This window comes from Kitasatospora sp. NPDC049258 (assembly GCF_040678895.1).
Classification (GTDB): Bacteria; Actinomycetota; Actinomycetes; order Streptomycetales; family Streptomycetaceae; genus Kitasatospora.
In genome coordinates, this window is record NZ_JBFAQT010000053.1 from 21,454 (window position 1) to 40,285 (window position 18,832).

The 18,832-nt window shown below is 69.7% G+C and carries 14 protein-coding genes, 1 tRNA gene and 1 pseudogene; 9 read left to right on the forward strand and 7 right to left on the reverse strand.

What is annotated here, in order from left to right; genetic code table 11:
- Positions 1 to 57 precede the first annotated feature (57 nt).
- A complete protein-coding gene (gene grpE, locus AB0K43_RS28845) occupies positions 58 to 663 on the reverse strand; it encodes a nucleotide exchange factor GrpE (RefSeq protein ID WP_363644867.1) in 606 nt (201 codons plus the stop codon).
- Positions 660 to 2,501: a molecular chaperone DnaK gene (gene dnaK / locus AB0K43_RS28850; RefSeq protein WP_363644869.1), complete on the reverse strand. Its 1,842-nt coding sequence runs from the start codon at positions 2,499 to 2,501 to the stop codon at positions 660 to 662. Before dnaK ends, grpE begins: the two co-directional genes overlap by 4 nt.
- Positions 2,502 to 2,840: 339 nt before the next feature.
- Between dnaK and AB0K43_RS28855 the strand changes: the two genes are divergently transcribed.
- From AB0K43_RS28855 to AB0K43_RS28870, 4 genes and pseudogenes are all read left to right on the forward strand, one after another.
- Positions 2,841 to 5,057, forward strand: coding sequence for a (Fe-S)-binding protein (locus AB0K43_RS28855; protein WP_363644871.1), 2,217 nt, complete (start codon positions 2,841 to 2,843; stop codon positions 5,055 to 5,057).
- A 906-nt stretch (positions 5,058 to 5,963) separates the two neighbouring features.
- A pseudogene (locus AB0K43_RS28860) lies at positions 5,964 to 7,037 on the forward strand (NDP-sugar synthase); the annotation flags it as partial.
- 249 nt (positions 7,038 to 7,286) lie between these two features.
- Positions 7,287 to 8,186 (forward strand): YIP1 family protein, encoded by a 900-nt coding sequence (locus AB0K43_RS28865; protein ID WP_363644873.1) that lies wholly within the window; start codon positions 7,287 to 7,289, stop codon positions 8,184 to 8,186.
- An 85-nt stretch (positions 8,187 to 8,271) separates the two neighbouring features.
- Positions 8,272 to 9,174 (forward strand): metal-dependent hydrolase, encoded by a 903-nt coding sequence (locus AB0K43_RS28870; RefSeq protein ID WP_363644875.1) that lies wholly within the window; start codon positions 8,272 to 8,274, stop codon positions 9,172 to 9,174.
- A gap of 107 nt (positions 9,175 to 9,281) precedes the next feature.
- Here the strand turns inward: AB0K43_RS28870 and dcd are convergent, their stop codons facing one another.
- Together dcd and AB0K43_RS28880 are read right to left on the reverse strand one after the other, a co-directional pair.
- A complete protein-coding gene (gene dcd, locus AB0K43_RS28875) occupies positions 9,282 to 9,857 on the reverse strand; it encodes a dCTP deaminase (protein ID WP_363644877.1) in 576 nt (191 codons plus the stop codon).
- Positions 9,858 to 9,940: 83 nt separating this feature from the next.
- Positions 9,941 to 10,162, reverse strand: coding sequence for a hypothetical protein (locus AB0K43_RS28880; RefSeq protein WP_363644893.1), 222 nt, complete (start codon positions 10,160 to 10,162; stop codon positions 9,941 to 9,943).
- A gap of 260 nt (positions 10,163 to 10,422) precedes the next feature.
- On the opposite strand from AB0K43_RS28880, the gene AB0K43_RS28885 reads away from it, so the two are divergent.
- Positions 10,423 to 10,493: transfer RNA gene (locus AB0K43_RS28885), tRNA-Gly, on the forward strand.
- A gap of 467 nt (positions 10,494 to 10,960) precedes the next feature.
- Positions 10,961 to 12,703 carry a hypothetical protein gene (locus tag AB0K43_RS28890; RefSeq protein WP_363644879.1) on the forward strand — a complete coding sequence of 581 codons (1,743 nt, stop codon included), beginning with the start codon at positions 10,961 to 10,963 and terminating at the stop codon, positions 12,701 to 12,703.
- A gap of 146 nt (positions 12,704 to 12,849) precedes the next feature.
- Here the strand turns inward: AB0K43_RS28890 and AB0K43_RS28895 are convergent, their stop codons facing one another.
- The 3 genes from AB0K43_RS28895 to AB0K43_RS28905 form a co-directional block, all read right to left on the reverse strand.
- On the reverse strand, positions 12,850 to 14,019 hold the full coding sequence (locus AB0K43_RS28895; protein WP_363644881.1) for a site-specific integrase: 1,170 nt from the start codon (positions 14,017 to 14,019) through the stop codon (positions 12,850 to 12,852).
- On the reverse strand, positions 14,019 to 14,264 hold the full coding sequence (locus AB0K43_RS28900) for a helix-turn-helix domain-containing protein (protein WP_363644883.1): 246 nt from the start codon (positions 14,262 to 14,264) through the stop codon (positions 14,019 to 14,021). The genes AB0K43_RS28895 and AB0K43_RS28900 overlap by 1 nt, the downstream gene beginning before the upstream one ends.
- 163 nt (positions 14,265 to 14,427) lie before the next feature.
- A complete protein-coding gene (locus AB0K43_RS28905; protein ID WP_363644885.1) occupies positions 14,428 to 14,976 on the reverse strand; it encodes a helix-turn-helix transcriptional regulator in 549 nt (182 codons plus the stop codon).
- Between the two features lie 539 nt (positions 14,977 to 15,515).
- Between AB0K43_RS28905 and AB0K43_RS28910 the strand changes: the two genes are divergently transcribed.
- The 3 genes from AB0K43_RS28910 (at position 15,516) to AB0K43_RS28920 (ending at position 18,366) form a co-directional block, all read left to right on the forward strand.
- Positions 15,516 to 16,544 (forward strand): hypothetical protein, encoded by a 1,029-nt coding sequence (locus tag AB0K43_RS28910; RefSeq protein ID WP_363644887.1) that lies wholly within the window; start codon positions 15,516 to 15,518, stop codon positions 16,542 to 16,544.
- Positions 16,545 to 16,624: 80 nt separating this feature from the next.
- On the forward strand, positions 16,625 to 17,242 hold the full coding sequence (locus tag AB0K43_RS28915; RefSeq protein ID WP_363644891.1) for an ATP-binding protein: 618 nt from the start codon (positions 16,625 to 16,627) through the stop codon (positions 17,240 to 17,242).
- Positions 17,243 to 17,376: 134 nt separating this feature from the next.
- Positions 17,377 to 18,366, forward strand: coding sequence for a DUF2637 domain-containing protein (locus AB0K43_RS28920; protein WP_363644889.1), 990 nt, complete (start codon positions 17,377 to 17,379; stop codon positions 18,364 to 18,366).
- Positions 18,367 to 18,832: the final 466 nt, after the last annotated feature.

Sequence of the window (18,832 nt, forward strand, 5' to 3'; positions counted from 1 at the left end):
GCGCTGCGGAGCCGTCCGTCGTACTCGACGACGTACGACTCCGCAGCGCACAGATTGTCAGTTGTCGGCCGCACCGTCAGCCTTGTCGGACTCCGACTTCTCGGAATCCGGCGAAGCCGTGGTCTGCGTGCCCGGCTGGGGCTCGGCCACCGCGACCATCGCCGGGCGGATGATCCGCTCGCCGATCCGGTAACCCGGCTGGAGGATCTGGACGCAGGTGTCCTCGGTGACGTCCGAGGAGTAGCTGTGCATCAGCGCCTCGTGCAGGGTCGGGTCGAAGGTCTCGCCCTCCTTGCCGAACTGCTGCAGGCCCAGCTTGGCGACCACCGTCTCCAGGTTGTCGGAGACGGACTTGAAGCCACCGGTGACCTCGCCGTGCTCGCGGGCCCGGCCGATGTCGTCCAGGACCGGGATCAGCGCCTCCAGGATGTTGGAGACGGCGATCTCACGGACCGTCAGCCGGTCGCGCTCGACCCGCTTGCGGTAGTTCTGGTACTCGGCCTGGAGACGCTGCAGATCGGCGGTGCGCTCGGCCAGCTCGCGCTTGGCGGTCGCGAGCTCCTCGACGGCGCCGCCCGCGGCGGCCTCCTCCGCGGCCTTCAGCACTGCCTCCTCGGCGGCGGAGTCGTCGCCGGGCTGCTCGCCCTGCGGCTTCTCCGTCATGCGGCACCACCCTTGGGCTTCTCGTCGTCGATGATCTCGGCGTCGACCACGTCGTCCTCGCCCTTGGCGGCGCCCTCGGCGTCACCGGCGGCGGCGCCCGCGGCGTCGGCGTTCGCGTACAGCGCGGCGCCGAGCTTCTGGGCGGTGGTGGAGACCTTCTCGGTGGCCTCGCGGATCGCGGTGATGTCCTCGCCCTTGAGGGTTTCCTTGAGCTCGGTGATCGCCGTCTCGACCTCGGTCTTGACGTCGGCCGGGAGCTTGTCGGTGTTGTCCGCGATGAACTTCTCGGTCGAGTAGACCAGCTGCTCGCCCTGGTTGCGGGTCTCCACGGCCTCGCGGCGCTTGTGGTCCTCCTCCGCGTACTGCTCGGCCTCGCGCATCATCCGCTCGATGTCGTCCTTCGGCAGCGCGGAGCCGCCGGTGACGGTCATCTTCTGCTCCTTGCCGGTGCCGAGGTCCTTCGCGGCCACGTGCATGATGCCGTTGGCGTCGATGTCGAAGGTGACCTCGATCTGCGGCAGGCCGCGCGGCGCCGGCGGCAGACCGGTCAGCTCGAACATGCCGAGCTTCTTGTTGTACGCCGCGATCTCGCGCTCGCCCTGGTAGACCTGGATCTGCACGGACGGCTGGTTGTCCTCGGCCGTGGTGAAGATCTCCGAGCGCTTGGTCGGGATCGTGGTGTTGCGCTCGATCAGCTTGGTCATGATGCCGCCCTTGGTCTCGATGCCCAGGGACAGCGGGGTGACGTCGAGCAGCAGGACGTCCTTGACCTCGCCCTTGAGGACACCGGCCTGCAGGGACGCGCCGATGGCGACGACCTCGTCGGGGTTGACGCCCTTGTTGGCGTCCTTGCCGCCGGTCAGCTCGCGGACCAGCTCGGCGACGGCGGGCATCCGGGTGGAGCCGCCGACCAGGACCACGTGGTCGATCTCGGACAGCTGGATGCCGGCGTCCTTGATGACGTTGTGGAACGGGTGCTTGCAGCGCTCCAGCAGGTCGGCCGTCAGCTGCTGGAACTGGGCCCGGGTGAGCTTCTCGTCCAGGTGCAGCGGGCCCTCGGCGGAGGCCGTGATGTAGGGCAGGTTGATCGAGGTCTCGGAGGACGAGGACAGCTCGATCTTGGCCTTCTCGGCGGCCTCGCGCAGGCGCTGGAGGGCCATCTTGTCCTTCGACAGGTCGACACCGTGGCCGGCCTGGAAGACCTTCACCAGGTGGTCGACGACCTTCTGGTCCCAGTCGTCGCCACCGAGGTGGTTGTCGCCGTTGGTGGCCTTCACCTCGACGACGCCGTCGCCGATCTCCAGCAGCGAGACGTCGAAGGTGCCGCCGCCGAGGTCGAACACCAGGATGGTCTGGTCGTCCTTGTCGAGGCCGTAGGCCAGCGCGGCCGCGGTCGGCTCGTTGACGATGCGCAGCACGTTGAGGCCCGCGATCTCACCGGCCTCCTTGGTGGCCTGGCGCTCCGAGTCGGAGAAGTACGCCGGGACGGTGATCACCGCGTCGGTGACCGTCTCGCCCAGGTAGGCCTCGGCGTCCCGCTTGAGCTTCTGCAGGATGAAGGCGCTGATCTGCTGGGGGTTGAAGTCCTTGCCGTCCAGGTTGATCTTCCAACCGGTGCCCATGTGGCGCTTCACCGACCGGATGGTGCGGTCCACGTTGGTGACCGCCTGGCGCTTGGCGACCTCGCCGACCAGAACTTCGCCGTTCTTGGCGAAGGCGACGACGGACGGCGTGGTCCGAGCGCCCTCGGCGTTGGTGATGACCGTGGGCTCACCGCCCTCAAGAACGCTGACGACGGAGTTCGTCGTACCGAGGTCGATGCCGACCGCGCGTGCCATCGTAAATACCTCCACTGAAGAAGTTGAGCTGTACGGACTCAAGGATGCCTGAACGGGATCGAGGCGTCAACAGCTATGAGTCCGTGTCGCTCAACTTTACTGAGCGCTTATCTCTTCGGCGATCCCGGCGTGGCGGTCGGGTGGTGGCTGGGCCGTGCGGGTGAGTCTGGCCTTAGTGACTGTCGCCATACCTTGAGTGGCTTATGGATCAGTGGTAAGGAGCGGTAGTGTCCGGCCCGTTGGGCCAATAAGTTACCCATCAGTACAATCGGGGGGACCTCTTTACCCGTCCCCCCGTTCACGCCGTGTGGGACACCAGCCGCTGGAGACGGAGAGCCGATGCAGCTAGCAGCGATCGTCATCTCGCTGGTCACGACTGTGATCGGCACCGCGCTCGCCGCCCGGGCGGCCGCGTACATCTACAAGGTGGTGAAGACCGGCGCGCCGGACTCCACCCGTACCGGGCAGCCCGCGCAGCGGGTGAAGACCGTCGCGGTCGAGTTCCTCGGCCACACCAGGATGAACCGCTGGGGTGTCGTCGGCATCGCGCACTGGTTCGTCGCGGTCGGCTTCTTCACCCTGGTCACCACCCTGGTGACGGCCTTCGGCCAGCTCTTCGACGCCGAGTGGGTGCTGCCGATCATCGGCCACTGGCTGCCGTTCGAGATCTTCACCGAGCTGGTCGGCACCCTGACCACCCTGGGCATCGCGACGCTGATCGTGATCCGGCTGCTCAGCCTGCCCGGCCGGGCCGGCCGCAAGTCCCGGTTCGCCGGCTCGATCGCCTGGCAGGCCTTCTACGTCGAGTACACGATCCTCGGCATCGGCCTGTGCATCATGATCCTGCGCGGCCTGGAGGGGGCGCTGGCCGGCGTCGACTCGTACGAGGCCGCCTACCTGGTCAGCTACCCGCTGGTGCTGGCCTTCAAGGGCCTGGCGCACGGCACGCTGGAAAACCTGATCTACCTGTTCGCGATGCTGAAGATCTGCATCTCCTTCGCGTGGGCGATCACCATCGGCGTCAACCCCTCGATGGGTGTGGCCTGGCACCGCTTCCTCGCCTTCTTCAACATCTACTTCAAGCGCGAGGAGGACGGCGGCGTCGCGCTCGGCGCGCTGCGGCCGATGACCAGCGGCGGCGCCCCGATCGACTTCGAGGACCCGGCCGACGACGCGGTCTTCGGCGTCTCCCAGGTGGAGCACTTCGCCTGGAAGGGCATCCTCGACTTCTCCACCTGCACCGAGTGCGGCCGCTGCCAGTCGCAGTGCCCGGCCTGGAACACCGGCAAGCCGCTCTCGCCCAAGCTGCTGATCATGAGCCTGCGGGAGCACGCCTTCGCCAAGGCGCCGTACCTGCTGGCCGGCGGCGGCAAGGACATGGAGGGCAACGAGCAGGCCACGCCCGAGCAGCTGGCCGGCGTCCCGGCCGAGGCGCTGGCCGAGGCCGAGCGCCCGCTGATCGGCACCGCCGAGGAGAACGGGGTCATCGACCCCGACGTGCTGTGGTCCTGCACCACCTGCGGCGCCTGCGTCGAGCAGTGCCCGGTGGACATCGAGCACATCGACCACATCGTCGACATGCGCCGCTACCAGGTGATGATCGAGAGCTCCTTCCCGACCGAGGCCGGGACGATGCTCAAGAACCTGGAGAACAAGGGCAACCCGTGGGGCATGGCCACCAAGGCCCGCCTGGACTGGGTCAAGGAGCTCAAGAAGGAGACCGGCATCGAGGTGCCGGTGATCGGCGAGGACATCGACCCCGCCGAGGTGGAGTACCTCTACTGGGTCGGCTGCGCCGGCGCGCTGGAGGACCGGGCCAAGAAGACCACCAAGGCCTTCGCGGAGCTGCTGCACACCGCCGGCGTGCAGTTCGCGATCCTCGGCAAGGAGGAGTCCTGCACCGGTGACTCCGCCCGTCGCCTGGGCAACGAGTTCCTGTTCCAGATGCTCGGCGCGCAGAACGTCGAGAACCTGAACGCCGCGCTGGAGGACGCCCCGGTCAAGCGGATCGTGGCCACCTGCCCGCACTGCTTCAACACCATCGCCAACGAGTACCCCCAGCTGGGCGGCCACTTCGAGGTCATCCACCACACCCAGCTGCTGCAGCACCTGATCGACGAGGGCAAGCTCGTCCCGGTCAACCCGGTCGAGGGCCTGATCACCTACCACGACCCCTGCTACCTGGGCCGCCACAACAAGGTCTACAGCCCGCCGCGCGAGATCATGGACAAGGTCCCGGGCCTGCGCCAGCAGGAGATGCACCGCCACAAGGAGCGCGGCTTCTGCTGCGGCGCCGGCGGCGCGCGGATGTGGATGGAGGAGCGGATCGGCAAGCGGATCAACAACGAGCGGGTCGACGAGGCGCTGTCGCTCAACCCCGACATCGTCTCCACCGCCTGCCCGTTCTGCCTGGTGATGCTCTCCGACTCGGTCAACGGCAAGAAGAACGAGGGCGCCGCCAAGGAGCACCTGAAGGTCGTCGACGTCGCGCAGCTGCTGCTCGAGTCGGTGAAGGCCCAGCCCGTCGAGGCCGAGCCGGAGCCCGTCGAGGCCTGAGCCGGCACTCCGGTGCGGGAGACTGATCCCGCCTCATCCCGCGGCCCCGCCTGCCCCGTCCGGCAGGCGGGGCCGCGGTGCGGGTGCGTCGTGGTGCGGGCGAGTCGTCGCGGGGCGGGATCGGAGGTCGCCCGGCCCGTCCGGTGAATCCCGAGGATCCTCCTGGCGGGTGACTGCCACCCGTTCGTCCGCAAATCCTGCGGCGCGGGGTAATTGCGGCTTCGGCGCCCGGTCGAACCGCGGGCCGAATGCGTCCGGGTAATCGTCGGCCGCGCGGCCGACGCCGGTTGTGCCCCGCGCGCCTTTGTCGGAGTTCTCATTCCTCGTGCCGTTCACAACGGGTTCGGGGTGGCGCCGTCGGACCGCAATGGGTGGCCCGGAGGCGGAGCGGCTTCCGGGCCCCGCCGCAGCTCCGGCGTGCGATCTGTGCGCGTTTGCCCAGATATGCAAGGTCGGTCGAGCCGAATTCGGCAGGCCGTCGCGGACGACGAGCACGGCGATGGACAATGCCCCGATCGGATTGGTGTGCGGATTCGGCGGTTCGGTGGCCCAGTGGCATCGAGCGACTGCGCATGGTGGCTGGTGCTGATCTTCACCACTCCGCCGCACCGTTACCGGGCGGCGGCTGTCACTCAATGCCTCGCGGCACCGGGCGCCCACCCGTCCGGCCGAGCGGTCGGTGACCCGGTGGGTAACCGCAATCCGGCGCGTGACCATTGGTTGTCAGCCCCTATCATTGGCGCATATCTCGGCCGCTGATTGGACATGGCGCCAACATCGGGGCGCATCGACCTGATGCATCGGCGGCGTCAACGAGGACGGCACCGCAGGTCGGCCGACTCGGCGGCGGTGGCCGACAGCCGCCGGAGCCGGGTAGCCAGTTCTACCTAGGGGAGTACTTCGCTGATGACCGAAGCGATCATGCTGGTTGGCGGTAAGGGCACCAGGCTGCGCCCGTTGACGACCCACACCCCCAAGCCCATGCTGCCGGTGGCGGGCGTCCCCTTCATCGCCCACCAGCTGGCCCGGGCGGCCGCGGCCGGCGTCACCCGGGTGGTGCTCGCCACCTCCTACCTGGCCGAGGTCTTCGAGGAGCACTTCAAGGACGGCAGCCCGTACGGCATCGAGCTGGTCTACCTCACCGAGAAGGAGCCGCTCGGCACCGGCGGCGCGATCCGCAACGCGGCCTCGGGGCTGACCTGCGGCCCGGACGAGCCGGTGCTGGTCTTCAACGGCGACATCCTCTCCGGCGTCGACATCGCCGCGCTCCGGGACGGCCACGTGGCCGCCGGCGCGGAGGTGACGCTGCACCTGACCCGGGTCGAGGACCCGCGCGCCTTCGGCCTGGTCCCGACCGACGCCTCCGGCCGGGTGCTGGAGTTCCTGGAGAAGCCGGAGACGCCCGAGCAGATCGTCACCGACCAGATCAACGCCGGCTGCTACGTCTTCACCCGTTCGGTCATCGACCGGATCCCGGCCGGCCGGGAGGTCTCGGTGGAGCGCGAGACCTTCCCCGAGCTGCTGGCGAGCGGCGCCCTGCTGCGCGGCGTGGTGGACACCTCCTACTGGCTCGACCTCGGCACCCCCGCGGCCTTCGTCCGCGGCTCCGCCGACCTGGTGCTGGGCAAGGTCGACTCCCCGGCCGTCCCCGGGCCCACCGGCGAGGCGCTGCTGCTGCCGGGCGCCGAGGCAGACCTGGGCGCGGTGCTCAGCTCGGGCACCGTGGTCGCGGAGGGCGCGAGCGTCGCGGCGGGCGCCATCATCGAGGGCAGTGTGATCCTCACGGGTGCGGTGATCGGCCCGGACGCCTACGTGAAGGACTCGATCGTCGGCGCGTACGCCACCGTCGGTGCGCGGACCTCGCTGGACGGCGCGGTGATCGGCGACGGGGCGATCGTGGAGGCCGACAACGAGCTGCCCAGCGGTCTGCGGGTGGCCTGCGGCACGCTGCTGCCGGTCGGCGCGGTGCGGCTGACCGCCGGACCGGGCGGCTGCCCGGCGGGCGAGGTGCCGGCCGCCGCGGTGCACGGCGCGGGGCCGGCCAGGTCCGCGGTGGCCGGGCGGTAGCGCGCCGGCGCGACGCCTGCACCCGTCCCGGCGGTAAGGGGCGCCTGCTCCCGTCCCGGCGGTAAGGGGCGCCGGGCCGGGTCGTCACAGGACGGACCCAATCTCCCGACGGCTCCATGATCACCCGACGGGCGGTCAGCCGGACCGGGTACCGTCGATCCCGTGGCTGGTAATCGATACGACAGCGGGCAGGGCGGCGACCCCCGACAGGGTTGGCCCGCGCCCGGCACTCCGGCGTCCCCGCAGCACGGCGGCGGCTCCGGGCAGCCGGAGTACTTCACCGCGCCCCACGAGGCCTACCCGCAGCCCGACGGCCGCCCGGCCGGGCAGCACCCGGCGGACCCGTTCGCGGCGGACCAGCCCGGGCACACCCGGGCCTTCGCGGTGGGCGACGACCCGTACGGGGCCTACGACCCGTACGGCGACCAGGGGGCACCGGTCGGGCCGGACGGCTACCCGGCGCAGGACAACGTGGCGGTGTACCGGGCCGGTGGCCAGAGCGCCCCTCGGGTGGCCGGCCCGCGGATGCCGTGGCGGCCGCTGCTGACCGGGATCTACCGCGAGCCCTCCCGCACCTTCACCCGGATGCGCGACCACCAGGTCTGGCTGCCCGCGCTGTGCGTGTCGCTGATCTACGGCGTGCTGGCCGTGCTCGGGATGGGCTCCACCCACGACGAGGTGGTGAACTCGACCTTCTCGGTCGCGGTGTGGGCCATCGCCGGCGCCGCGGTCGGTTTCACGCTGGCCGGGGCGATGCTCGGCGCGGTCACCTACGCACTCGCCCGGCAGTTCGGCGGCGACGGGCCCTGGCAGTCCACCGTCGGACTGGCCGTCCTGATCGGCTGGACCACCGATGTGCCGCGGCTGCTGCTCGCGCTGTTCCTGCCCGGCGACAACACCGTGGTGCAGGTCGTGGGCTGGGCCACCTGGATGCTCTGCGCCGTCCTGCTGACCACCATGGTGCGCCGGGTGCACGACCTGCCGTGGGGCAAGGCCGCCGGGGCGGCCGCGCTGCAGCTGCTGGCGCTGCTGGTGCTGATCAAGCTCCCGACGCTGGGCTGAGCCGGCGCGGGGCGGGCGTTAGGCTGTTGGCTTTGCCCGCTTCCGCCCTCCTTCCCGCCCGTCCCACCGCGACCGGAGCCACCGAATGACCCTCCCCACCACTCACGTCAGCTTCCCGGCCGGTACGGTGCGCGGCGAGGCGGCGATCCTCGCCGTGCACCGGCTCGCCGACGGGCGGCCCGCCGTGATCACCGAGGCGACCCCGTTCCACCCGCTCGACCACACCTGGCCGGACCAGCCCGCCGACCACGGCTCGCTGACCGTCGACGGCGTCGAGCACGCCGTGGTGGACTGCCTGACCGGCGCGCTCGGCCCGGACGGCGGCGACGTGCTGGTGGGCGCCGAGATCCCGGTCCGGCGCGGTGACGAGGATTGGTCCTGGCTGGTGCTGCACGTACTGCCGCAGTCCTCGGCCGAGACGCTCGGCGAGGTGGTCGGCCGGACCGCGCAGCTCCAGGTCGACGCGGAGCGCCGCGGCCTGCTCTCGGCCGCGCACAGCGGGTGCCACCTGCTCGCGCTGGCGCTCAACGAGGCGCTCGCGCCCCGCTGGCGCAAGGATCCGGGCCGCGCCGACGCCTTCGGCAACCCCGACTTCGACAGTCTCGCCATGGCGAGCTCGGTGATGGACACCGAGGCCTCCACCGACACCTACCGGCTCGGCAAGTCGCTGCGCAAGAAGGGCTTCGGCACCGAGGCCACCGAGGACCTCCCGGCCCTCGCGGACGCCCTGCCGGCCGTGGCCGAGGCCGTCAACCGGCAGCTCGCCGCCTGGGTGGCCGCCGACGCGGCGGTGCGGATCGAGGTGCCCGGGCCCGAGCTCACCGCCCGCCGCCGCTGGCACTGCGAGCTCCCGGCCGGCCCCGCGGAGATCTTCTGCGGCGGCACCCACCTGCACCACCTCGGCGAACTGTCCGAGCTGCGCACCGAGTTGACCCTCTCCGCGGACGGCAGCGAGCTGGTCGCGGTGACCCGCCCGAAGCGCGCCTGAGCCTGCTCGGCGCTGCTCGCAGCGGCTCGGAGCACGCCGGAGGGGCGGCCGAAAGCTCGGCCGCCCCTCCGGATGCTGCTCGCGCCGTTCCGGCTCGCGTGCTGCGGTCAGATCTCGGTGCGGTGGAAGTTCAGGTGCGAGCGCGAGGCCGTCGGGCCGCGCTGGCCCTGGTAGCGGGAGCCGTACCGCTCGGACCCGTACGGGTACTCGGCGGGGGAGGACAGCCGGAACAGGCACAGCTGTCCGATCTTCATCCCCGGGTAGAGCTTGATCGGCAGCGTCGCGACGTTCGACAGTTCCAGGGTGACGTGCCCGTTGAAGCCCGGGTCGATGAACCCGGCGGTGGAGTGCGTCAGCAGGCCGAGCCGGCCGAGGCTCGACTTGCCCTCCAGGCGTGAGGCCACGTCGTCCGGCAGCGTGAGGCGCTCGTACGTTGCCGCCAGCACGAACTCACCGGGGTGCAGGATGAACGCCTCGTCCCCCTCCGGCTCGACCAGCCGGGTCAGGTCCGGCTGCTCCTCGGAGGGGTCGATGTGCGGGTAGCGGTGGTTCTCGAACACCCGGAAGTAGCGGTCCAGCCGGACGTCGATACTCGACGGCTGGACCATCGAGGGCTCGAAGGGGTCGAGGAGGACCCGACCCTTGTCGATCTCGGTACGAATGTCCTTGTCAGAGAGCAGCACGCCACCGAGGTTACGTGCACCTGGGCGCGCCCGCCCAATCGCGCCCGCCCCCGGCCACCCGCCCCACCACCCGCCGCCCGGCCTCAGGCCAGGAACTCGGCGGCCTCCAGCCGCAGCGCACGGGCCAGTTCCGGCGCGGAGAGCTCGCTCGGATCGGCCGGCACCGAGTTGCGCAGCCGCCCGCACTGGGGGCACCGGATCAGCCGGCCCGGACCGAGCCGGCCGGCGCCGAGGTTCTGCATCGGGAACGTGGTGGTGCTGAACAGATGCCCCTCGGCACAACGAACGACGGTGCGCTGCTCCATCGGTCCCCTTCCCATCGTTTCCCCGAACACCCTGCGGCCGGCGCCCTGGCCGGCCCGGCGACAGCGTCACATTAGGGGATGTTCCGGACACCGCGCATGGCGGCTCGCCGCCCTCCACCCCGAAGGCCCGCCCCACCCGCCACGCCCCACCGGCCGCCACCGCACCGGCCCGACGGGACATCCACGCCAGGCGCCCCGGGGTGCTCCGCGGATGAGGTACAGTGGTGATCGATCGAGCGGTCACTGACGGCTCATCACGTGCGGGCGTAGTTTAATGGTAGAACATGAGCTTCCCAAGCTTATAGCGCGAGTTCGATTCTCGTCGCCCGCTCCGAAGGAAAGCCCCAGGTCAACGGCCTGGGGCTTTCTTGTTGTCTGGACCAATTCGGGGCTGCCGTGCCAGATCCGTGCCAGATGGGGCCGACGGAGCGTCGGATGAGGGCATCTTGGCTACCACTGGCGGCCGCTTCCGGCGGGGTTCCTCGCGTGGCGGGAACTGGCACTCTGTGACCCGCGTCACTTATCCTGGGATTGATCGGTAGTGCGCGCTGGAACGGCTCGGCCCGTGGATCTCGCGGCCCGTGGATCCGCAGGTGCGGGCCCGCTGGGTGCCCGGCTTGACTCGCTCGCGTCCTCGGGCGCTTTGTAGGCGCCGTTGCTTCGTCGCCCCGGCAGCCTCGCGTGCGAAGGTTCTATGCGTTGGTCGAGAGGGTCCACTATCTTGGGCGCGCTGTTTCAATTCCTGTGGCTGCCAAGCGCGTTTACTGATGCTGGCTTGAGCAAAGGACACTCTTCCTCATGGTCCAGGCACCCCTGCTGTACCGCACTGTGCTTCCGGTCAACTGCGCAGGTAGTGACCCGGTTGACGTCTTCAAAGCCGTGCGCGCTGGAGCTGCTAGCTGGCTTGCCGATAAGGGGTACGGTCCAGAGGCAGTGGCGTCGTCTGGGCTTCACCGTCCCGATCTGACGACATCACTTGAAGTGGTCAGTACCTATGGCGCAGATGGAGGAGAGGCTGGGCTCCGACTGCAGCTCACCGAGGACCAGGGTTCGGTCCAATGGATCACGACTCTCAGCGCGTTGTCAGCCGGGGTGGATGGTGCTGCCCTTGTGGGAGTCGATCTTGAATGTCAGGCAGACCGAGACACTCCTCCTCCTAGCGGACCTCCGCGGATCATTCGACAGCTGGTTGACGCACTGTCGCCAGTCGACGGGCTGCCTCCGGAAGGGCCAGTAGCTCACCTCACCACCGCAGCACAGGACATTACTGCTGATCACGTCGATGATCTGCTCCATGTACTGACCCATCGCGATCGGCACAAGCCTGCGATCGTCGCCGCCCGTCCGCTCACTGAGAATGCTGAGTGGAGTTGGCGCTTCGGCAGGATCTGCGAACAGGCAGCTGGTTTCGCCTCGTTGTACCTCTTGGTCGACGTTGATGCTGTGGACACCTTCCGCCGGGAGATAGGTGAGGACCACCGGGTGGCCCCCGGAATGATTCGCACCTTCTTGCCTGAGGTGGACCCGGCATGGCCCGCCGACGGCTACCGTCACCGTTTCCTGTCCTGGGCCCGGATGGCGGATTCGCGCGACCATGCATGGCGGAACATAGCTCCAGCAGTCCAGCGGCACACCACGGCATCTCCCACCGCTGATCGCCTTCGGGATGCCGTCTTCCTGAGCGGTGGTGCTCGAGAGGATGCTGCCGCAGAGCGCCGCAGCGCTGTCAGTCGTGCCCGTGACACCGCGTCGGATCAGGCGTCTCTCAACGACGCCCTGCGTGAAGAAGTTGCTGTTCTGACTGCTCTACTCCAAGCCGCGGATGAGACCTTGGTGCGCCAGGGTAATGACCATCTACGACTCCAGCATCAGATGAGCGACGTAAGCGCGACGCAGCGGGCTGCCGAGGATCAAGCCGAGCAGGACATGGCCGAGCATTTGGAGACGCTCGCAGCGCTGGAGCAGGCCCACGGCGAGGTTCACAGGCTCAGAACGCTGCTTCTGAAATCCGGCGCAGCTGAGGAAGCCTACGCCGAAGTGCTCGTCCCAGAGCCGCCCTCGAGCTTTGAGACCCTCCTAGACCGGCTTGGCGAGCTTCCGAAGATCCTCTTTTCTGGCGACCGCCGCCGGACTCTTGGCCTCGACGACACCGACGGGCGGAAGGCGCCCATGTGGGCGCGAAAGTCCTGGCAGGCGCTTCGAGCTCTGGATAGCTACGCGCTGATCTCCACAACCGAGGGCTTCAACGGCAACTTCAGGGCGTTCTGCGAACGACAACCTTCGGGTGCGCTGGTGATTTCGAAGCACAACGTGGCCATGGTGGAGTCCGAGTCGGTCAACAACCAGTGGCTGGACGAACGCCTCCTCCCTGTCCCCATCGAGGTAGACCCAGCAGGGAAGGTAGTGATGGAGGCCCATGTGAAGATCGACTCCAAGGGGTCGACCTCGCCGAGGATCTACTTCTACGACGACACAGCCGGAGTCACGGGAAAGGTTATCGTCGGCCTGATCAGCCGGCATCCCACCAACACCCAGTCCTAAAGGTGCGTATTGCCGGCGAAGCTCTGGCAAGGCAGGTCTGGGGATGAAGCCCTGCGCAATGGGCTACCGCAGGCAGTTCTGGAGATGTCCGCGCGGCATGTCCCGGCCAGCGATCGACTGACCGGGACACCGGTACCGGCGCTCTGCTACGACTGCGCTGCGCTCCCTTCGTCGGGTGTCGTGGCGGCTATGGTCGGGGTCAGTCGGCGGGTGCGGATGTCGACGACGGCGGCGCTGATGCCGTTGGAGATCTTGGTCTGTTGTTCGGCGGTGGCGTGTTGGTAGATCAACGCGGCGCGGACGGAGGAGTGGCCCATGTGGGCCATGAGGTCCTTGAGGCTGGCGCCGGTGCCGGCGGCGAGGACGTTGCCGGTGTGGCGGAGGTCGTAGAAGCGGAAGCCGTTCATGCCGAGCTTCGTGCGGGCCTTGCGCCACTTGCGGCCGAAGGTCGAGCGGCGGAACGGGGCGCCGCGCTCGCCGATGAACAGTAGGCCGTCGTTCTCCTTCGCGGCGTACCAGCGCAGGTGCAGTTCGAAGTCGGGGACGATTTCGGGTGGGATGCCGACCGGTCGCTTGCCGGCCTTGGACTTCGGGTCGCCCAGGACCCGCTTGCCGGTGGTCAGTTCGGGGGCCGCGCGCCGAATCCACACGACGCGCTTGACCAGGTCGACGTCGGATCGCCGGACCTCGGCCAGCTCCTCGGGGCGGAGGGCCATGAAGGAGCCCATGAGGACCATGAGTTGCCAGCGCGGGCCCATAAGGTCGGCGAGTTGGAGGACCTGCTCGACGGTCGCGACAGGACGCTCCTCGGCTTCCTCCTTGCCACCGCCCCTGATGCGGCAGGGGTTTCGGCGGATGAGCTCGTCGTCGACGGCGGTCTCCAGGACCGCCTTCAGGAGACGGTATGCCTTGGCGGCGGTGGTCTTCTTGCCCTCCTTGACCAGCGCGGCGCGCCAGGCCCGGACCTGGGGAGCGGTGATCTCCTTCAGCTCGGACTCGCTGAACGTCGGCTCCAGGTGCAGGCGGAGGAGGCGACGGTAGAGCTCGTCGGTAAGCGGCGCGAGGTCGCGTTCGTCGATCCAGGCGGTGGCGTAGAGGAGGAAGTTGACGGCTCCCGCGTTGGGGTTGCGCCACTCCTCGCGGCGTATGTCGGTCTCGGTCTCGACGAGCCAGGCTTCGGCGTCGCCCTTGGTCGCGAAGGTCTCCTCTGCGTTGCGCAGGAGGCCGTCGGGGCCGGGGTAGCGGGCCTGGAAGCGGCCGGAGGGGAGCTTGCGGACGGAGCCCCAGCGACGCCGTCGGCCGGAGTTGTTCGCCATCAGGCGGCCCGCCCGAAGCGGCGGCGGCCGGCGCGGACCGGGGCGACGGTGTTGGCCTCGATGTAGGCGGCGAGCACGCTCTCGGAGATGCGGACGTGGCTGCCGATCTTGACGAAGGCGATGCGCCGCTCGGCGATGAGGCGCCGGGGGAATCGCTCGCTGGTGCCCAAGCGTTCGGCGACCTGGCCGACGGTCAGGTACTGCTCGGAGGCGTTGGTAGAGCGGCGGTTGCTGTTCTCAGGCATGGGTTCTCCCCCCGCGGCGCGCGTGGCTGTGACGGGCCGTCGCCGCGGTTGATCGCTGTGGTAGGTGGTCGGTTTCGGATCGACGCTGCGATTCCGGTGCGCCAACACCGGAACGAGCAGGGGTGCTACGGGCCCGGGAGGTGGCCGGGCTGGGATTCCTGGTTCAGTCGCGGGTGATCGCGGCCCTCAGGTTGTCGAGGAGCTGGACCAGCTCACCCCGGGTGAACTGGCTGAACGGGCCAGCCCCGGCTGCCTGTCGGGCGGTCGCGAGCAGCGGAAGGTGTCGGGTACGTCTGCCCTCCGGCCGCGCGCGCAGGGCGTGCGTGAGCGGGCCGTCCTCGTCGGCCTGGTCGGGCTCGTCGACGGGGAAGGGCAGAAGGGGGCTGATGCCGTCGGCCCAGTCCCAGGCCGCCTCGGTGGTGACGGGGCCGGCGCCAGTGACGGTGGTACGGCTCGCGTCGGCGACGGGCGGCAGGAGGAGGGTGGCGGGGGAGACCCCGAGTGCGACGGCGATGGCGGCGAGGTCGTCGACGTCCACGCGCCGTTCGCCGCGCTCGATCTTGCTGAGCGCGGTCGTGGGCGTAGGGCGGCCAAGGTCAGTGAGGATCTCGGCGAGTCGGCGCTGGCTCATGCCGAGCTCGGTCCGCAGCCGCTCGATGTTCTTCGCGGTCTGCAGTCCGGTCGGGCCGATCTCGACGGGTCGTGTTGCCATGACGGGATATAAGCATGGATCTCCGGCCGCACCAAGTAGTCCGAGAATGCCGTGCGGATCGTGCTGTGCCGTCCGCGCACGTGCCGGTTTGTCCACCGCTTTATGGTCCTTGACATGCTGTTTGGTGCGGCCGGACTTTGCTGATAGTCCTTGGGTGCGCGCCTCGGCGGGAGGGCGGAGCCCATGCCGCCTTGCCACGTGGCGCTCCAAGATGGAACGTCGCTGGCGGCGCGGACGTCGCGTCCGCCGAGGCGGCGAGATCGGCAGAGAGCCGGTCGACCGGAGACGCAGGAGGGGATGAACGGGGCGGCGCGGAGAGGAACGCGCGACCGCCCGAAAACGGGAGCGGCCCCCGGTGTTGGCGCACCGAGGGCCGAAGGAACTCCCTGAACCGACCACCTACCACAGCGATCAACCGAGGCACCGGACCGTCACAGTCACGGGTGCCTCGGGGAGGAAGCCATGCCCAAGAGTACGACCCCGGCGGCTCGCACCACACCCGCCTGCGGCAGCCTGCCCCCGAAGGCGGGGCGGTAGCCGTGGCGCGCATCCGCACCATCAAGCCCGAGATCACCCAGTCGCTCAGCCTCGCTGAGGTGTCGCTGACCGCCGAGCGGACCTTCGTCTGCCTGCTCACCCAGGTCGACGATGAGGGCCGCCACATCGACCACGCCGCGATCATCAACGGCGTCCTGTGGGCACTGCGGCCCGAGCACACCCCGGTCCACTGCGCGGACGACCTCCAGCAGCTCGCCTCCGTCGGCCTGCTCTGCCGGTACACCGGCTGCGACGGCCGCCAGTACCTGCACGTCGCCAAGTGGCACGAGCACCAGAAGATCTCCCACCCGAGCGCCTCCCGGCTGCCCTCGTGCCCGGTGCACGAGCATGGGCGGCGGTGCGGCAAGTGCAAGGGGGAGCGGTGTGCCCGCCCGGCTCCGGAGGACCTCGGGAAGGCTCCGGAGTCCCTCTCCGGCCCGTTTTCGGCACCGGTCGGCGACACCACGCTTCCCGAGGCCGCTCCACAGACCCTCAGCAGGGCCGGATCAGGCAACCAGGCAGCGGATGCCGGTGAAACAGCAGGTCAGGGCACGCCTCCGGAATCCCTCCGGAGGGCTCAGGAGGACCTCGTGCCTGGATCTAGGATCTTGGATCCTGGATCTACCCCTAAAGGGGGCGGCTCCGCCGCGCCCACCCCGGCACCCTCACGCATCCCTCACCAGGACGAGCCGCACCACGTCGTGGGGCAGGCAACCGATGACGGCGTGACTGCCCACGACCTGCTCGCCGAGTACGTCCGGAGCTGCCGCAAGCGCCCGCCCGCCAAGGTGCGCGGGCACCTCGGCAAGGTCATCTCCGATCTTCTGGCCGAGGGCTACAGCGCGGATGACATCCGGGCCGGCCTGGCGCGGTACCAGGCCAGGCCGCTGAGCCCCAGCCTGCTCCCGGACATGGTCCACGAAGCCATCAACGCCCAGCCCGCAGCGGCTCGGCAGACCGCTGCCCGTGCACAGCACCAGCCCTTCACCAACCCCGGGGACGCCCTGGCCTACTACGGGGGCGAGCTGTGACCTCCATCCCGACGGCAGCTCGTACCGCCGACCGCGATCCCAAGCTCATCGGCGGAGGCTGGCGCGAACGCTTCGCCCGCATCCAGGCCGTCCCGACCACCGCAGCGGAAAGCGAGGCCGACCAGCCATCCACCGTGCTGGAGCTCGCCGACCGGCGCATCCCGCCGCGCTACCGACTCGCCGTCGCCGACCACCCCGAGGTCACCACCTGGGTCCAGCAGGTCACCCTGGCCAGCCGCCGAGGACCCGGCGGCGCTCCCGGCATCGCCCAGGGCCCGTCGCTGCTGATCACCGGCTCGACCGGGTCGGGCAAGACGCACCAGGCGTACGGAGCGGTCCGCAGCCTGCTCGCGGGCGGTGTGCGCCTGCGGTGGATCAAGACGACCGCCGAGGAGCTGTACGCCGCGCAGAGGCCCCGTCAGGGCGTCGACGGCGAGCAGGAGATGCGCGCACTGATGGCCTGCCCGCTGCTGATCATCGACGACCTCGGCGCCGCGAAAGCGACCGAGTGGACCGAAGCGCTCACGCTGCGGCTGGTCAACCACCGCTACGAGTACATGCTCCCGACGATCTTCACCACCAACCTGCCGCTCGGCGACATCCGCGCCGCCCTCGGCGACCGCACCGCGTCCCGGCTGGCGGAGATGTGCGAGCGCGTCATCCTCACCGGCCCCGACCGCCGACGGCGCACCGCCTGAGCCGCACCGGCACTGCTCTGCCACCAGGCACCTGACGCCGCATGGCCCGGCATCCCGCCTCACACGTCCACCCCACCGCCGCCTCGCCGCTTGGCCCTGCCCTCGCAGCGACGAGGCCACCTGGAGTACCTCACGTGACCATCACCGCACTGCCCCCTGCCCACATACCTGCCGCCCGGGTCTCCGTCTGGGACCGCCTCACAGTCGTGCTGCTCGGCGCGCTCGGTTTCGCCCTGTCCTACGACGCCCTGCGGCAGATGGCCGCCGCGATCCACGTCCGTGGCCCGCTCACCTACGTGTTCCCGCTGATCATCGACGGGTTCATCGCCTACGGCGTGCGCGCCCTGCTCGTCCTGCGCGAAGCCCCCCGGGCCGCCCGCGCCTACGCCTGGACGCTCTTCACCGGAGCGACCGCCGCCAGCGTGTGGGCGAACGCCCTGCACGCCGTCCGCCTCAACGACCTGGCCGGCACAGACAGCAGGCTCCGGCTCAGCGACACCGTCGTCGGCTTCCTGTCGATCCTCGCCCCGCTTGCCCTCGGTGGCGCCGTCCACCTGTACATCCTCATAGCCCGCCACGGCGAGAACACCGTGATCCGCCGGGGTGAGCAGATCGACGATCCGCACAGCGGAGCTTCTGCCGACCCCGCCACCGCCGACCACGACGAGGACGTCCAGCCGCAGCGGATGGAGGACCGAAGTGACGAGACCGCACTGCTGACGTTGCTGTCCGCCGCCGGCCTGCTGCCCTCCGAGTGGAGCGACGCGCTGCCCGGTCGCCAGTCGGCGGAAGGCGATGACCAGCCGTTCGGCACTGCGGACGGCCCAGCTGGCGCCTCGGCAGAAGTCGCTGACACCGCAGCAGAGTCCCAGGTCGGCGGTCGCGACGGCGCCGCCGAGGGCAAGCCGGTCGGCCGTCCGCCGGGTGCGTCGATGGAGCAACTGCTGGAGGTCAGCCGCGCGGCGGTCGCCGCCGCCCACGGTCGCCTCACCCGCGCGGTCGTCGAGCAGGCCGTCCGAGAAGCCGGCCTTCCGCTCGGCAGTACCCGCCTCACGGAGCTGATGAAGAGGCTCCGTCAGGAGTCGGGTGGTGAGGAGGGCCGTCCACACACCGAGGCCGACTGACCGCCGCCGTGGCCAGCTGACCGACTTGCCTTCGTCGGCTGGCCACCGACTTCTGCCGACTCACAGCGGTGTCGGCAGAAGTCTCCTCGCAGCCAGGTCCCTGCGCCCTGCGGAACTCACGTTCACCAGGGACCGCCCCTCCTGCACGGCAGGCCATGTCCGGGAAGCCGTGCCTGATGGCCGCTCATACCCGCGAAGTCCGGCGCCACCAAACCGGCACCCATCCGGAAATTGCCCACCGAGACTGCCATGCCCCGCACCGACCGCCCACTCCTGTGGAGCACACCCGTGACCATCGTCTGCCAGCCCATGAACGACCAGCCCGAGAACCCTGTAATCCCCCTGCCCCGCAACGGAGGTGACCACCGCTCTGCCCCAGACGGAGCAAGCAAGGGCGTCCGACCCTCGATACTCGCGCGGCGGCTCGAAGTCGAACTCCTTGGCCAGCGCGTCCAGGAAGGCGCCG

What these genes read in the sequence shown, in the direction of transcription:
- grpE (WP_363644867.1), bottom strand. Translation starts at nt 663, where the DNA reads ATGACGGAGAAGCCGCAGGGCGAGCAGCCCGGCGACGACTCCGCCGCC.
- dnaK (WP_363644869.1), bottom strand. Translation starts at nt 2,501, where the DNA reads ATGGCACGCGCGGTCGGCATCGACCTCGGTACGACGAACTCCGTCGTC.
- AB0K43_RS28855 (WP_363644871.1), top strand. Translation starts at nt 2,841, where the DNA reads ATGCAGCTAGCAGCGATCGTCATCTCGCTGGTCACGACTGTGATCGGC.
- AB0K43_RS28870 (WP_363644875.1), top strand. Translation starts at nt 8,272, where the DNA reads ATGACCCTCCCCACCACTCACGTCAGCTTCCCGGCCGGTACGGTGCGC.
- AB0K43_RS28880 (WP_363644893.1), bottom strand. Translation starts at nt 10,162, where the DNA reads ATGGAGCAGCGCACCGTCGTTCGTTGTGCCGAGGGGCATCTGTTCAGC.
- AB0K43_RS28890 (WP_363644879.1), top strand. Translation starts at nt 10,961, where the DNA reads ATGGTCCAGGCACCCCTGCTGTACCGCACTGTGCTTCCGGTCAACTGC.
- AB0K43_RS28895 (WP_363644881.1), bottom strand. Translation starts at nt 14,019, where the DNA reads ATGGCGAACAACTCCGGCCGACGGCGTCGCTGGGGCTCCGTCCGCAAG.
- AB0K43_RS28900 (WP_363644883.1), bottom strand. Translation starts at nt 14,264, where the DNA reads ATGCCTGAGAACAGCAACCGCCGCTCTACCAACGCCTCCGAGCAGTAC.
- AB0K43_RS28905 (WP_363644885.1), bottom strand. Translation starts at nt 14,976, where the DNA reads ATGGCAACACGACCCGTCGAGATCGGCCCGACCGGACTGCAGACCGCG.